Raw genomic sequence first — 14,263 nt, forward strand, 5'->3', positions numbered from 1 at the left:
TTCCACGGAGGGTGGAATTAATGAGACTAATAAGACTAATGTGACTTATTTTTAAAGAGACATATGGTGACATCCCCAATGATTTGCCGTACACTTTAGACATTCTACCACATAAATGCACATACGTTTGAAAAGCTGAACAAAGAAACATTAAGCGTTTTCGGGTAGTGTTTCACCGAGTGTGTCTGAATCAAGTTGACTTACCCCCGAATCGGGTATTAGGATTCTGTCGGATTCTTGCTTTATATTGAGCGGATTTTTGTTTGATTTTTCGCAGGCATAGCAGGCTATGTCAAGAAAAAGCTGGTAAGAAGGTACCAATAGAAAACAAAAAGGCTGAAAGCATGAAGGCACAAAATAGAAAAAACTATGTGCGGTTTAATGACCAATTGGGGGTAAACGCAGTTGATGAAACACTACTGCTTGACAACCCTCAAGATAGAAGGAAACCAAGCGAAAATTCATTTTTCTCCAATGGTTTCGCACTCTCTGTCTGTCCAGAACCTTCAATGAAGAATGTTAAACAGGCTCTTAAATATCGGAATTATTTTATAAGGGTGCTTGCCAAAACCACTTTTCATTCGATGTGTTGTAATTAGCATGAGGGTATGTCAAACCTACCGGAACTAATGTTACAGTCTTACCTTGAGGATGATTGCTTTCTCCTTCTGGTTCAGCTTGATTCCATATATTTGTTTCAAGAAAGTAGAGATTCTTTGCCATGTACTCCTTAAGATAATAGTCGGCTCTTTGTTTTACCCTATTGTTCCAGTTCGCTTCTTCATTAAGTATCAATGGCAAGTCATGCTGCAATCTATAACGCACTTCTCCTGGGTGAAGCATGATTCCGTTTTCATTGGTGACATCTGTTGCAAATGTAGGGGCAGACCAAACCCATTTATTCAGTGATTTACTCCAGGAAATGCAGATAACATGGCAATCGCTGTCCGTCTCCCATCCTTTCGGGATACATGTTATATGTCTTGCAGGAATCCCCACAGCAAGCAATGCCTCTGTCAAGCATATAGCAAGAGCACTGCAGTTGTAACCACAACTGTTTCTACGAGCAGATTCGTATATATTTTCCAAATTTCTTGCTCCGGGAGCCAAACCGTTGCTTCCGTCATGTTCGATGTTGTCATGAACCCAATAAAGGAGATTCTTCATTCTGCTGATGTCATCCTCATTACCGGCTATTTTGTCAAGATTGAATTTCTTGCGTGTCATTTGCAACATTCTGTCTGAAGGCTCTGCGTATCTGAAAGCCATATCAAAGGGTGGTTATGAGTTGTATTTTGGGGATTCTTTCAAAATGTCAAGTTTGGTCTAGACCTTATCCCCCAGACTCCATGCGTAATTCATAGCTGCTTTCAATGTGTCTGCTTCCTTGCTATTCAAAGCTTTTAGTACGGGATAGAGTATTCTGGCTGACTGATACTCATTGCTTCTCATCCAGTCAGAGTTCTTTGCTGTCAGAATCTGTGCCTGTCACTGCGCAGTCTTTTCCAAATCTTTTATCAGGCGAGGATTTGATTTCAGATAATCGATATCTGCTGTTGATGCTATCTTGTCGTTATATACTTTCAGAAAAGCCCCATGACAGATGTATTTCGTTAAATTAGGACATTTGGAGTCTTTCAATAAATCCAAATCGAAATAGACCACAGTGCTTTCAAATATCACGCTGTCCAATTTTGGACAGTTATGAGCAAATCCCTGGCCTCCTGTACTCGACACAGGACCTCGGAATATGATTTTCCTCAAGTTTGGGCAATTTGTAACTAATGCGCAGTCGAAATGACCGATAGCTCCCTCAAACACTATCTCCTCAATAGTGTTATTATCCATAAATAGACCTCCCGGGATATAATCTATATTGCCGAATGTTACTTTTTTCAGATTGGTAAATCCAATATTTCCTAATCTTCCGATTGTCATTATGTCGGGAATATGAATTTCTTCGGCATGAGAGTCGTAAACTAGACTATCCGGAAACATTCGTATTCCATCTCTCACAGGACCGTCGAAATGGTCAGGAGCATGAAGAACGATATTCTGGGAAAAAGACGGAATTACTATTGTAATTGCAGCAATTAAGCAAATAAAAAATCTATGCATAAATATATATATTCAGAATGATAAAATTAATAAAAATTCCAACACATCTGTCACATTACCAAATAAATTGGAAAGCGTACGGACGCTAAACAAAAACATTCTCCCTGCAAGACTCTCGCCGCAAGAACCTTCAATACAAGACGATTCTGTTTTTTAATAATATAACGTGAGTTCGACGAATTGTAAATGCGTGTAAGTTTGATGATAAGCGAAAATCGTTGTAACTTTATGGTGCTGAATTACAAAGTATTATAAACAATAATCGCCATGATCACCGGGAGCAAAGTTATAGATTTATTTTGTATGGCAGACGATTTAGCTTCGCTGATTTTTTGATGCTATGATGGCAAAATATACGCTTAAACCAACCGTAAAGCGCAAATTTAATTATTTGTTGGTGGCAAAGATATAATAAAAACAAAAGTGGGATTAGACTATTGCCATAAATTGTCTGGCAGTATGACTAACCCCACTTTTGTCTTTTAATTATGTTTCTTAGAATTGCTCCAAGATTTCTATTCTTTTCTTTGTATCCGGGTGTGTGCTGAATAATGAATTAAAGAAATTCATCATGCCCGGTGCGAAGTGTTGCGGATGAATAATGAACAGCTGCGCGATATCGTCACGCTTGACGTTATTCAATCCTGGATCGCCTGATATCTTTCTCAGAGCAGAAGCAAGCGCCAAAGGATTGCCGCAAAGCTCAGCACCTCCGGCGTCGGCCATATATTCACGTTTACGCGATATTGCAAAACGCGTAAGCAATGTGAAGAAGTAAGCAACTGCACAGCATAAAGCTCCGATTATGAATACCGCAATCATAGACAGTCCGTTGCCGCGGTTGTCCTCGTCATCACTGCTGCGGCTGCTTAGTCCGCCAAACCAGAATGCGTTATACATCATCTGGATAACGAGGCTCATTATGGTTGATACGATGCCGACAAAGATGATGCTTGTTATCAGCAGTCTTGTGTCGTGATTACGGATGTGCGTCAGCTCATGAGCTATCACACCTGCAAGTTCGTCATCGTTGAGTCTGTCGATTATTCCTGTTGTCAGCGTAACCGTGTAGCTCTTTTTATCTATACCGCTTGCAAAAGCGTTCAGCTGCGGGTCGTCTACGATGTTAATCTTTGGCATATCCATGTTGCATGTCATGCAAAGATTTTCAACTATATTGTAGATTTTGGGATTTTCCTTACGTGTAAGCGGTCTTGCTCCTGTAGCAGCACGTACCATTGCCGTATTTGCAAAATACGCTATTGTAAACCATATTCCTACGCCCACGATGACCCATGGTATGGTGTTCATGAAGTAATAGTTTACTGTTGCAGCGTCAAGCTGGTGTACAATGTTGCCGTATTGGTCGTAGTATCCGTTTCCGAAATAGTTTACCAGTGCGAGGAATACCCATACCATGCCCAGGATTATTACGGGAAACAAGATCAGCAACATTATTGTCAATCTGTTGTTGCGCATAATCTGGGTGTGCATTCCGACATATCTCATATATGCTTGCGATTTATGTTAGAATTTAATTTCAGGTGCCTTGTCGTATATAGCACGTTCTTCCTGTGGAACCTCGAACATAGGTTCTTTTTTAAATCCGAACATTTTGGCAAAGATGTTTGACGGGAATGTCTCAACGGCGTTGTTGAGCTCTCTTGTTGCCGAATTGAAGAATCTGCGTACTGCGGCAAGTTTGTTCTCAAGGTCAGCAATCTCGTTCTGCAGCTGCATGAAGTTCTGGTTAGCCTTCAGGTCAGGGTAAGCCTCGAGTGACACCTTTAAGCCGGCAAGCGCACTTGTCAGGGCATTTTCTGCATTGATCTTGTCGTTTATTGTTGTGGCGCCCATTGCTGCCGTGCGTGCTTCGGTAACTCTCTGCAGCACTTCGCGCTCGTGTGTGGCATATCCTTTCACCGTGGCTACAAGCTGCGGCACGAGGTCGTGGCGCTGTTTAAGCTGCACGTCGATATTTGCGAAGGCATTTTCGCGGTTGTTTCTAAGTTTTACAAGATTGTTGTACAGGCTTACACACCAAATTGCAAGCAGTACGACGATAACTAAAATAATAATTCCTGTTGTCATAATTTTTTAATGATAAATGGTTTCATAAGTTTGTTTACAAATATAATACCATTTTATGAATATCTGAGGTTTCTTTAAGTCTTTTTGTTTATTATTCTTATTTAATATGAAGGTTGTAGCCAATAAGGACACGTGCCGGTTTAGTTTCGTCATGAAATAAAAAAACTCTGCATGACAGGATCTATCCTATGACATGCAGAGCGTTATGTTAAGTTTTAATGTTTATTTCAGCAGATTCATTACTTTGTTGAAGTATCGCTGAGTGCCTTTTATGCTGTATCTGAGTCCGCCGTTCCACGACCTTATGGCCTGCTCTATGCTGTTTTGCGGATTGTGGACCGACTGAAACAAAATGAACATCTCTTTCGATTTTGCCACGTTAAAGCGGTCAGACAGCTTAAATCTTTTCTTGCTTTTTCTTCTTTTCAGGATGTTGTTGCACTCTCTTACCAGAATCGGAGTTATCTGCATTGCTCCGCATGAGTTGCCGCTTACGGCTTTGGGGTTTCCTTCGCTTTCGACTTGAATAATGGCGTCCATCACCGGATTCCAGTCGAATTGAGGGCTTTGAGTTTCGTTGTTTTCTGCAAAAGCATATAAATTTGCTGTAAATACAAATAATAATACTAATACTTTTCTTAATATTCTCTCCATATTTTACGGTTTATGGCATCTGGACATATAAAAAAACAGGGATGTCCGCGGCAAGCGGTTCGTATGAGAAAAATTATTGAACCGAGTCTGGATGCCAGTTATATACTAACGCGAATGGCGGCTTTCAAAACAAAAGAAGATACGCCATTCAATCTTTTTACCGCTGCAAAGGTATGAAAAAAAATGCGATTATCCAAACTTTGTTCCGTTTTTTAAACATTTTGCATTGAAATAAGCATTTTATATCATGTTGAAAATCAACTAATTGCTTTAAAAATATGTAAAATATTTTCGGCTGCCGTCTTGCGCCCGAATTTAGGCGAAACATAATGTTAATGCACGTTTCACGGCATTTGTTGTTAGAAAGACGGCCCATTTTTATATCTTAAATCATGTTGCGTGTTAAAGTGTTATAGACTATAACTATGCTAAGATTGTTGCAGGAGCGAATAGAGGGCAATGTCGCTTTGCCTTGCAGGTAAATTATTGTCATAGTTTTGCCTTGTGCCCGTTTCCGCTATTTTTTCATGATATAAGGTAAGGATTGCAGACATCAGAATTAAACCTCAAAAAACTGAAAGGAAAATATACTATTATCCTTATAGGAAAACCGGAACGATAGCTTGAAATATGCGGACTGTAAGCAAAATCGTGCTTATTGGTTTCAAATCACTAACCTATTGTTTACGGTCCGTAAGTGGCCCACTTTTAATGCAAAAGTGGCCGAGTTTTTTGTCGCAAACAAATGGTTTTTTATGCCCAGTCCGATGTTCCGTGCATTTCAGTGCAGGCATTGTTAGAAAAACATTGTTTATCCCAATCTGCCGGTATTAATAAGTTTGCTGTGTGATTCTTCCTGTTGGCTGATGACGTAGTGTATCTTGAGCAGTGTTTTCTGAAGGCCGACAATGGATTTTCTTGCCTGCAAGCGTTTGGCTTTCAGAATATTTAAATAAGACAAACCGCTCATTATTCGGCTGCCAATGACCTGCCCGGGTTAAAAAACTGCGTTTTTCGTTTGTCTTTTCATTCTCCTTTCACTATTTTTGACTACCTTTGCATTGACGATTGTTGAAACATGCCATATTGGCAGGCTTAATTGTATGTCGGCATGCGTCATGCCGGGCAAGTGTGAGAGGCACGGCCTGTTTCGTGCATGTTGTTTTTTTGAATGATTAACGGATAATTTCTTTATAAAATATGTATTACGTTTCTAAGCGAATGGAGATTGCTGGCTGTCATCGCCTTACTCTTTCTTATGACAGCAAATGCTGTAATCTGCACGGACACAACTGGATTGTTACGGTTTATTGCAAGTCGCGTGAGCTTAACGCTGAGGGTATGGTTGTTGACTTTAAGCATATAAAGGATAAAATTCACGGATATCTCGATCATGGCAACTTCAACGAACTGCTGCCGTTTAATCCTACGGCCGAAAACATTGCAGCCTGGATATGCAGTCAGGTTGAACACTGCTATCGGGTGGATATAGAAGAAAGCGAGAACAACAAGGTGTCATACGTTAAAGACGAAGACTGACATTTATGAGGGTAAACGAAATTTTTTATTCGCTTCAGGGCGAAGGCTACTTTACCGGAACACCAGCCGTCTTCGTACGTTTTTCAGGCTGCAATCTCAGTTGCAGCTTTTGTGACACAGAACATACGACGTTTACGGAAATGTCTGAGGAAGACATCGTCCGTGAGGTGTGTGCCTATCCGGCTGCGCATGTGGTTATCACCGGCGGCGAGCCGACAATGCAGCTTACAGCTTCGCTTGTTGACAGGCTGCACGCTGTCGGAAAGTATGTGCAGATAGAGACAAACGGCACTTATCCTCTGCCCGAAGGCTGCCGTGTCGACTGGATTACGTGTTCGCCCAAATATCGTCCTGTCGTCCTGATGCATATCGACGAACTGAAAGTGGTGTTTCAGACGCCGGAGCAGGATATGTCGCAATATGACGGCATGGAGGCTCAGGTGTATAGCCTGCAGCCGTGCGACGTGAATGACGACAGACGGAATGCCGTGATATTAAAAGATGCCGTGGAATATTGTCTTTCGCATCCCAAGTGGCGTCTTTCGCTTCAGACCCATAAAATAATTAATGTGAGATAACGGCCTTCAGCCTTTACGGCGACATGGCTCGCCTGTGTCTGAATAACGTGGCACGACAGTTATGCCGTCTGTGGCAATTCATAAGAAATCAATGAGGCAATTAGGCATAGCCTCATTGATCACCACCGTTGAAGTGAAGTATTTTCAGCAGCTGCTTTTCGTGCTGCAGTTCCTTCAAGCCCTTGTCGGGCGATATGAGCATCATGCTCCTTATCACGTCGTTTTGTCCGCACGTGTAATTATAATAGTCAATAAGTTCTCCGGTGAGCTTTTCTTTCAGGATAACTTCTGTTCTTAGTTTTTCAAACTCCTCCAGTGGTATTTCGTCTCCCTGGCGTACAAAGATAATACGCCTTGCGATAGGATTGCGGTTGTAGTCGTGCGTGAGATAAATGCCCTTAATCACTTCAGGATATTCAATGATAGGCAGTTGCAGATAAATAACCTTCAGTGCGAGCTGCAGTCTCTTTTGCTCGTTGAACATCAGATAGCCAATCTGGAACGGCGAGAACAGTCCTACTCCTACATAATAGTCGCCGGCCATATTCTGGCAGTATACCTTCGGCAGGGTGTCGCCGTCGGCAATGGATGATATCATGTAGGGCTCAACTTTCAGTCCGTCGGCATACGACGAAGCGCTGTACGACTGGTACAGGCCTGTGTATATGCCTGCGTTGGGAAGATACTTTATTGATTCTTTTTCAATATCGTCAAGAAACGGACGGCTGTTGCTCTTTCCGCTTATCAGCCGTGGCTCTATATGGCACACCTTGTCGTACAGTTCGTCAAGGCATCCCAGCAGCTTTCTCTTAGACACATTGTTCACCTGCTGCAAGGCGTTGTTAAGCGCGTAGTCGCTGTCGTTGCCGCCGGATATGCTGTTGATGTAGGCGGGCAGTACAGACGAATATAAAGAAGACAGAACGCTCGATGTTATGTTCGTCTCCTCCGAAATGTCCTTCATCTTCACTCCTGCGTCACGCAGTTTCTTCAGTTGCTCATACAGTGATACCAGTTTATCCATATCCTTTATTTTTGGCGCGAATGTACCAAAACGATATTACAAAAACATTACCATTCTGATTCATTATCATGATATGAAAATTACATAATGAATACACGTTTTTTTGGCGTTATAATATATGATTAATTGATTTTTTCATATTGCAGACCGATATACTTTTGCTGCCGTAATTAAAAAAATGAACAAACAAAATCATCAATATAATTATGGAAAAAGCAACAAAGAACAAAAGAATGTCGGAACTCCTGCTTATACTTTGGGCCGGAGGTGCAGCCTTGCTGTCTTACTCGCTTGTATATGCCTTGCGCAAGCCGTATACGGCAGCCTCTTTCGAGGGATTGACCCTGTTTGGAACAGATTATAAGGTAGCTGTTACAACCATTCAGATACTTGGGTATGTAATAGCAAAATTCTTCGGTATAAAACTTATCTCTGAGCTGAAACGCGAAAACCGCTTCCGCTTTTTTGTAACATCGGCAATAATGGCCGAGGTGGCTTTGATAGGCTTCGGCGTGCTCAGCGCTCCTTACAATGCCGCAGCAATGTTTTTCAACGGCCTTTCGCTCGGATGCATGTGGGGCGTTATCTTTAGTTTCATTGAGGGCCGCAAGGTTACGGATATGCTGGCGAGCCTTTTGGGCGTAAGCATGGTGTTCAGTTCCGGAATAGCCAAGAGCTTCGGACTCTTTGCCATGAACGAACTTAATATAGACCAGTTCTGGATGCCGGCAGTCATTGGCGGCGTGGCCCTGCCTCTGCTTGTTCTTATGGGCTATCTGCTTAAGCGTCTGCCCAGCCCTACACAGGAAGATATCGAGTTGCGCAACGAGCGCGTTGTCTTAGACTCTGAAGGCCGCAGGCGTCTGTTCCTGAGCTTCGCGCCAATACTCACGCTGCTGTTTATCGGCAACTTCATGCTCCTTGTCCTGCGCGACATCAAGGAAGATTTCCTTGTGCTTATTCTCGACATGAGCAATCAGTCGTCATGGCTGTTCGCACAGGTCGACACTATAGTTACATTGGCCATACTTGCCTTGTTCTCGGCCTTTGTGTTCTTCCGCAGCAACATCAAGACGCTTATGTGCCTCATGGGCATTGTCATACTGAGCTGTATCACCATGGCATACGTGTCGTTCAACTACAAAGCCCTCGACCTGCAGCCTGTTGTGTGGCTGTTCATAGAGAGCCTGTGCCTTTATATAGCCTATCTTACGTTCCAGACAATATTCTTCGACCGTTTTATAGCCTGTTTCAGGATAAAAGGCAACGTTGGATTCTTCATCGCGATAATCGACTTTATCGGATACATGGGAACGGTAACACTGCTTTCAACCAAGGAGTTCCTCAATTTCGACATGGAATGGTTCGACATGTTCAATCACATGGCATTCTTCGTCGGTGCAGTATGCACAGTCTTGTTCACAATAGTAGCCACACTTATCTACAAGCGCTATTCGCTTAACAACAGAAACAAGACAAAAAACTCTAAGATGGATTTGTTTATAAACCCTCAATATAATACAATTTAAAATGAACTACGACATCATAATCATAGGAGGCGGTCTGCTCGGAACAGCCACTGCCTATCAGTTGGCAAAACGCAAAGCCGGTAAGATATTGCTTTTAGACGGTAACGAGATTGCATCTCAGGCCTCTTCGCGCGCGGCCTGCCTGCTGACACGTGCGCGGACAAAACCGGCGCTGATGGAACTGGTGCAGGAAACCTACGACTGCATAGACGAGATAGAACAGCTTCTTGGAGAGTCGCTCGAGCTGCAGCAGTGCGGAAGCGTTACGATTGCTTCGTCAGAAGCCTCGCTGAAGGGTGTGGAAGCCTTGGAGAGTGCAGCCAACGACTTTGGCATTCCGAATGAACGGATATCACAGAAACGTGTGAAAGAACTGTTGCCATGGATCAACGAAACTGCCGCTGACGTAGCCGTATATATGCCCACAGACGCCTTTATCGACTCTGCACTGCTGTGCTCTGGATATGCCAGGGCAGCCAAGGCGCTGGGTGTGGAACTGAGAACTAACTGCAAGGTGAGGTCGATACAGACCGAAGGCGGAAGAATAAGCGGCGTTGAACTGCCTGACGGTGAGATGATAAGTGCTCCCGTTGTTGTCAATGCTGCCGGTTCATGGGCCAATCTGCTTATGCGTCCTCTCGGTGTAGGACTGCCGTTTACGCCCGTAAGGAGCCATTTCTGGATTACCGGCATCGACAAGCAGCGCTTCCCGGTAAACCATCCGTTCTCTGTCATTCCTGACGCAAGAGCCTTCACGCGATCGGATGTAGGAGCCTTGATAATAGGTTTGCGCGAAAGCCAGTGCCAGTCGTTCGACCCTTCTACGATGACAGACCAGCTTCAGGACTTCGACTTCAACAAGGCTGCCAAGTGGGAGGTGCTTGACGAATGTGCACCGCTCCTGAAGCGTTTCTTGCCGGATATAGAAGACCTCGGCATAGCCCACTACATGGCCGGTCCGTCTTGCTATGTGCCCGACGCAATGTTTATCATCGGTCCGGTGAGCAAATACGAAGGTCTGTTTACAGTTACGGGCTGCTGTGGCGGTGGCGTGGCTGCCGGTGGAGGTATGGGACGGTTGGCTGCCGAACTTATTACAGGCGAGAAACCATTTGTCTCACCCGGTCTTTTCGCACCGGAGCGTTTTGGTGAAGTTGATCCGTTCTCAGCCGAATTTCAGAAGAGATGTGCCGATGCCCGTTCAAACAAAAAGGGCGGATAGGCCTGTGCTGCAAATGAAGATATAGAAAACACGAACATAAATATAAAAATGTAGAAAATGAAACGATATATAGTTTTTCTGAAACAAGTACCCTTATCCACAAAGGTTGAAATAGATTCGGTGACAAAGACTTTGAAGCGCTCGTCGGCTCTTACGCGCACCAACCCTGACGACCTGCATGCGTTGCAGACTGCCGTTAACCTTAAGAAAAAGACCGGGGCTGAGATTGTAGCTGTAAGCATGGGACCGGAGATGGCTGTAGAGGTGTTGCGCGAGGCACTGCAATACGGAGCCGACAAGGCTGTGCTGCTTTCGTCGCGTGCTTTTGCCGGAAGCGACACGTTGTGCACGAGCAAGTCGCTCGCAGCTGCCGCACGTAAGATAGGCGACTACGACCTGCTGTTCTTCGGCAAGATGGCTGTAGACGGCGACACAGCACAGGTTGGCCCTGAAGTGGCCGGCCAGCTTGACATTCCGCAGATAACACAGCTGACAGCCATAACGGCCATATCTGACACTTCGGTAAGTGTTACAAGAAACGCCGGCTGCAAGCTTCAGCATCTTGAGGTGAAGATGCCGTGCGCCATCATGGTGAGCCGTGAAAACTGCGAACTTGAGAACGTAACGCTGCGTGCATGGCAGAAGGCACGCCAGCAGCCTATTACAAGATGGAACGAGCACGACCTGGGCCTTTCTTCTGACGAGATCGGACTGTGTGCGTCGCCAACACAGGTAGTGGCAACAGAGGTTCCTCAGCACGACAAGGTGGTAGAATGGATTGAGGACGGACATGCCGTGATGGACATTATAGAGAACAACGTGCTTTGTCAAACAAAATAACAGATAATAAGAATTATGAGTTTCGCATTAAATTTAGATAAAGATCTTTGCATAGGTTGTGGCATCTGTTCTGAGAGCTGTGCTTTCGGGGCTATAACCATGAGTGATTTTCCCGAGATAAACGAAGACAGCTGCCGTCTGTGCGGAAGTTGTGTACAGGCATGTGCCGCCGGAGCCTTAAAGATAAACAAGGAGCAGCCTAAAGACAGCGCTGCCGACAACAGTAAAGGTATATGGGTGTGGGCTGAAGTTGAAAACGGACAGCTGGCTCCTGTGAGCATTGAGCTGCTGGGCAAGGCTGTAGAACTGTCTGAAAACTTGGCGCAGCCGGTTGAGGCAGTGCTCATAGGCGACGGCGTGAGCGGGCTGGCAGACGACCTTATTGCGTATGGCGCCGACTGTGTGCATGTGGTTGACTCGCCGTTGATGGCCGACTTTATCGACGAAAACTACACCAAAGTCTTTGAACGCCTGATACGGCAGAACCGCCCGGCTATACTCCTTATGGGGGCAACCCTGCTCGGACGCGGCCTTTCGGCACGCCTTGCCTCGGTGCTTCACACAGGACTTACGGCCGACTGCACTGAACTTGAGATTGACAAAGAGACCAAATTGCTGCGACAGATACGTCCTGCTTTCGGCGGCAACCTTATGGCAACGATAATAAATCCTGCGCATCGCCCGCAGATGGCTTCGGTGCGTCCCGGCATCATGCGTCCGGCCGTGAAAGACGACAGCCGCAGAGGCCGCGTCGTGAGATACGACTGCGACGAGAGCATGAATGATGCGCGAGTAAGGCTTATTGAGACATTGAGCAGCGAAGTGAAGCATTCGTCGCTGAGCAACAGCAAGATTATCGTGGCGATAGGGCGCGGAGTGAAGACGCGTAAATGTGCCGACGAAATCAGCGCATGGGCAAAGAGCATAGGTGCGTCTGTTGCCGGATCGAGGGCTGCCGTTGAGATGGGGCTTGTGGATGCATCGGTGCAGGTAGGGCAGACCGGTCATACTGTTGCCCCCGACCTTTATGTGGCAATAGGCATCAGCGGACAGATACAGCATACGGCAGGTATTGTCGGGGCTAAAAAGATAATGGCGATAAACACCGACAGGCAGGCTCCGATATTCAGCGTGGCCGATTACGGATGGAACATCTCTGCCGAGGAAGCGCTGGCAAGGCTTGTAGACATAACATCTGTAAAGGCATGAGCAAGAAGATATTAGCATGTATCGTCATGCTGGCGGCATCCTTCAGTGTGGCACTTGCCGGCGATTCGCTCAAGATAAAGTTCCGTTCGCGTGCATTGTTGGATGCCACGGTTACCGATTATGGCAAGGAAGACGTGCAGGGCTATTACCGTCTTGAGGACTTTCGTGTAGGCTTTAAGGCAAACTATGGTCAATTCGAGCTGAAGGCCGACATCGGTTTCGGCGGCGGAAAGGTGGCGATAAAAGACCTGCTGTTCAACTATCACATGAAAAACTGCGTGGTGGCTGTGGGCAACGCCTATGAACCTTTCTCGATGGATATGCTCATAAGCACCGTAGACATGCGCTTCAACCAGTCGGCAACTTCGGTGCTGGCGTTCACCAACAGCCGTAAGCTCGGCGCAACGATACACTATTATCTGCCGTCACTCTATCTGGCTACTGGCGTTTATACGCACAACGACATCAACAAGATTGGCAGCAGCCAGGTAAACGCCTTCGTGTCTACCAGCCGTGCCGTGTGGCGCAGGCAGAAGGGCGACTATCTCATACATGCAGGAGGCGCCTTCTCGTTCCGCACACGGCCGGTGAACACCGAGGGGGACCCTGAAACTGAAGTTAGCAGTGCAGGCGTGACGTCGATGCTTCCCAATGCTCTGCTAAACGCAAAGGTAGACCATCTTGGCACGGAGGTGAAGGGGCTGCTCGAAGCTTTATACATGTCGCCCAAGTTTATGATTCAGAGCGAATACTTTGTCGACCGCTATAACCGCACTCAGGGCGAAGCCTATATGCCTCACGGCGGATATATTCAGGCCGGATATTTTATAAAGGGGCGCGGATTTGAGTATGATCCGGTGTACAGCATACCGGGACGCCCTAAGACAGAAAAGGCTATTGAGCTTACCGCGAGGTTGAACTGCACTGACATGAACGACTCGAAGGCCGGCATATCTGGAGGCAAGGAGACCGACCTGTCTGTAGGGGCCAACTTCTATCTTAACAAGTATCTGGCTGTGAAGGCCAACTGCAGCTATGTCTTTGTGGGCGACAACTGCAACGAGTTTTATCAGAAAGACCTGCTGCTGGGCCAGATACGAATACAATACGTATTCTGACGATCCCTTTCTTTAGCCGAAAAATGTTTCAGTCTCTATGCTTTCCTGTCGGGAAGCATAGATTTTTATTTGTCTTCAATCGTCATTGTCATTCGGCATAACATCCGTTATAATATAGAGCTTGCCGTCGCCTGCCTTCCGTATATATAGCAGAAATGTCGAAATAAGGCAAATGACAGGCCGGCAGTGGAAAGCAGAATGGCGAAAGAAAGCATCAGTCTGCTTGTATAATAAAGCCGGATGCGGTATGCTGAAGGCCATCTGTAATGACGCATGGCTGTCAGTATGTCTCAGCGAACTGTCCCGATAATGTACCGGTCTTCTATGGATTTTCCGGCAAA

Annotated in this window: 13 protein-coding genes; 7 read left to right on the forward strand and 6 right to left on the reverse strand. The window is 45.5% G+C overall.

Annotated elements, in window-relative coordinates; genetic code table 11:
• Positions 1-549: 549 nt before the first annotated feature.
• From ACU52_RS06895 to ACU52_RS06915, 5 genes are all read right to left on the reverse strand, one after another.
• Positions 550-1,227, reverse strand: coding sequence for a transglutaminase domain-containing protein (locus ACU52_RS06895; protein WP_204374658.1), 678 nt, complete (start codon positions 1,225-1,227; stop codon positions 550-552).
• Between the two features lie 261 nt (positions 1,228-1,488).
• The gene (locus ACU52_RS06900; protein WP_053398259.1) at positions 1,489-2,118 is read right to left on the reverse strand and encodes a leucine-rich repeat protein; all 630 of its coding nucleotides are present in this window, start codon (positions 2,116-2,118) and stop codon (positions 1,489-1,491) included.
• Positions 2,119-2,613: 495 nt separating this feature from the next.
• Positions 2,614-3,627, reverse strand: coding sequence for a M48 family metallopeptidase (locus tag ACU52_RS06905; protein WP_053398260.1), 1,014 nt, complete (start codon positions 3,625-3,627; stop codon positions 2,614-2,616).
• Positions 3,628-3,645: 18 nt separating this feature from the next.
• A complete protein-coding gene (locus tag ACU52_RS06910; RefSeq protein WP_053398261.1) occupies positions 3,646-4,209 on the reverse strand; it encodes a LemA family protein in 564 nt (187 codons plus the stop codon).
• A 222-nt stretch (positions 4,210-4,431) separates the two neighbouring features.
• Positions 4,432-4,863 carry a transglycosylase SLT domain-containing protein gene (locus tag ACU52_RS06915; protein WP_021854652.1) on the reverse strand — a complete coding sequence of 144 codons (432 nt, stop codon included), beginning with the start codon at positions 4,861-4,863 and terminating at the stop codon, positions 4,432-4,434.
• 1,200 nt (positions 4,864-6,063) lie between these two features.
• Between ACU52_RS06915 and ACU52_RS06920 the strand changes: the two genes are divergently transcribed.
• Together ACU52_RS06920 and ACU52_RS06925 are read left to right on the forward strand one after the other, a co-directional pair.
• Entirely contained in the window at positions 6,064-6,402 is a 339-nt protein-coding gene (locus ACU52_RS06920) for a 6-pyruvoyl trahydropterin synthase family protein (RefSeq protein WP_021854653.1), read from the forward strand.
• 5 nt (positions 6,403-6,407) lie between these two features.
• Entirely contained in the window at positions 6,408-6,980 is a 573-nt protein-coding gene (locus ACU52_RS06925; RefSeq protein ID WP_053398262.1) for a 7-carboxy-7-deazaguanine synthase QueE, read from the forward strand.
• 112 nt (positions 6,981-7,092) lie between these two features.
• On the opposite strand, the gene ACU52_RS06930 is transcribed toward ACU52_RS06925, so the two are convergent.
• Positions 7,093-8,004 carry a hypothetical protein gene (locus tag ACU52_RS06930; protein WP_021854655.1) on the reverse strand — a complete coding sequence of 304 codons (912 nt, stop codon included), beginning with the start codon at positions 8,002-8,004 and terminating at the stop codon, positions 7,093-7,095.
• A 206-nt stretch (positions 8,005-8,210) separates the two neighbouring features.
• Between ACU52_RS06930 and ACU52_RS06935 the strand changes: the two genes are divergently transcribed.
• Genes ACU52_RS06935 through ACU52_RS06955 form a run of 5 tightly spaced genes read left to right on the forward strand, consistent with a single transcriptional unit; the run spans position 8,211 to position 13,922 of the window.
• Positions 8,211-9,533 carry a DUF5690 family protein gene (locus ACU52_RS06935; RefSeq protein ID WP_053398263.1) on the forward strand — a complete coding sequence of 441 codons (1,323 nt, stop codon included), beginning with the start codon at positions 8,211-8,213 and terminating at the stop codon, positions 9,531-9,533.
• 1 nt (position 9,534) lies between these two features.
• Complete coding sequence (locus ACU52_RS06940; RefSeq protein WP_053398264.1) at positions 9,535-10,755, forward strand: NAD(P)/FAD-dependent oxidoreductase; 1,221 nt, start codon at positions 9,535-9,537, stop codon at positions 10,753-10,755.
• Positions 10,756-10,812: 57 nt separating this feature from the next.
• Positions 10,813-11,595 carry an electron transfer flavoprotein subunit beta/FixA family protein gene (locus ACU52_RS06945; RefSeq protein ID WP_053398265.1) on the forward strand — a complete coding sequence of 261 codons (783 nt, stop codon included), beginning with the start codon at positions 10,813-10,815 and terminating at the stop codon, positions 11,593-11,595.
• Positions 11,596-11,610: 15 nt separating this feature from the next.
• Complete coding sequence (locus ACU52_RS06950; protein WP_053398266.1) at positions 11,611-12,804, forward strand: electron transfer flavoprotein subunit alpha; 1,194 nt, start codon at positions 11,611-11,613, stop codon at positions 12,802-12,804.
• A complete protein-coding gene (locus ACU52_RS06955; RefSeq protein WP_053398267.1) occupies positions 12,801-13,922 on the forward strand; it encodes a porin in 1,122 nt (373 codons plus the stop codon). The genes ACU52_RS06950 and ACU52_RS06955 overlap by 4 nt, the downstream gene beginning before the upstream one ends.
• Positions 13,923-14,263 lie beyond the last annotated feature (341 nt).

It is taken from the genome of Xylanibacter rarus (genome assembly GCF_001275135.1).
Lineage (GTDB): Bacteria > Bacteroidota > Bacteroidia > Bacteroidales > Bacteroidaceae > Prevotella > Prevotella rara.

What these genes read in the sequence shown, in the direction of transcription:
- ACU52_RS06895 (WP_204374658.1), bottom strand. Translation starts at nt 1,227, where the DNA reads ATGACACGCAAGAAATTCAATCTTGACAAAATAGCCGGTAATGAGGAT.
- ACU52_RS06900 (WP_053398259.1), bottom strand. Translation starts at nt 2,118, where the DNA reads ATGCATAGATTTTTTATTTGCTTAATTGCTGCAATTACAATAGTAATT.
- ACU52_RS06905 (WP_053398260.1), bottom strand. Translation starts at nt 3,627, where the DNA reads ATGAGATATGTCGGAATGCACACCCAGATTATGCGCAACAACAGATTG.
- ACU52_RS06910 (WP_053398261.1), bottom strand. Translation starts at nt 4,209, where the DNA reads ATGACAACAGGAATTATTATTTTAGTTATCGTCGTACTGCTTGCAATT.
- ACU52_RS06915 (WP_021854652.1), bottom strand. Translation starts at nt 4,863, where the DNA reads ATGGAGAGAATATTAAGAAAAGTATTAGTATTATTATTTGTATTTACA.
- ACU52_RS06920 (WP_021854653.1), top strand. Translation starts at nt 6,064, where the DNA reads ATGTATTACGTTTCTAAGCGAATGGAGATTGCTGGCTGTCATCGCCTT.
- ACU52_RS06925 (WP_053398262.1), top strand. Translation starts at nt 6,408, where the DNA reads ATGAGGGTAAACGAAATTTTTTATTCGCTTCAGGGCGAAGGCTACTTT.
- ACU52_RS06930 (WP_021854655.1), bottom strand. Translation starts at nt 8,004, where the DNA reads ATGGATAAACTGGTATCACTGTATGAGCAACTGAAGAAACTGCGTGAC.
- ACU52_RS06935 (WP_053398263.1), top strand. Translation starts at nt 8,211, where the DNA reads ATGGAAAAAGCAACAAAGAACAAAAGAATGTCGGAACTCCTGCTTATA.
- ACU52_RS06940 (WP_053398264.1), top strand. Translation starts at nt 9,535, where the DNA reads ATGAACTACGACATCATAATCATAGGAGGCGGTCTGCTCGGAACAGCC.
- ACU52_RS06945 (WP_053398265.1), top strand. Translation starts at nt 10,813, where the DNA reads ATGAAACGATATATAGTTTTTCTGAAACAAGTACCCTTATCCACAAAG.
- ACU52_RS06950 (WP_053398266.1), top strand. Translation starts at nt 11,611, where the DNA reads ATGAGTTTCGCATTAAATTTAGATAAAGATCTTTGCATAGGTTGTGGC.
- ACU52_RS06955 (WP_053398267.1), top strand. Translation starts at nt 12,801, where the DNA reads ATGAGCAAGAAGATATTAGCATGTATCGTCATGCTGGCGGCATCCTTC.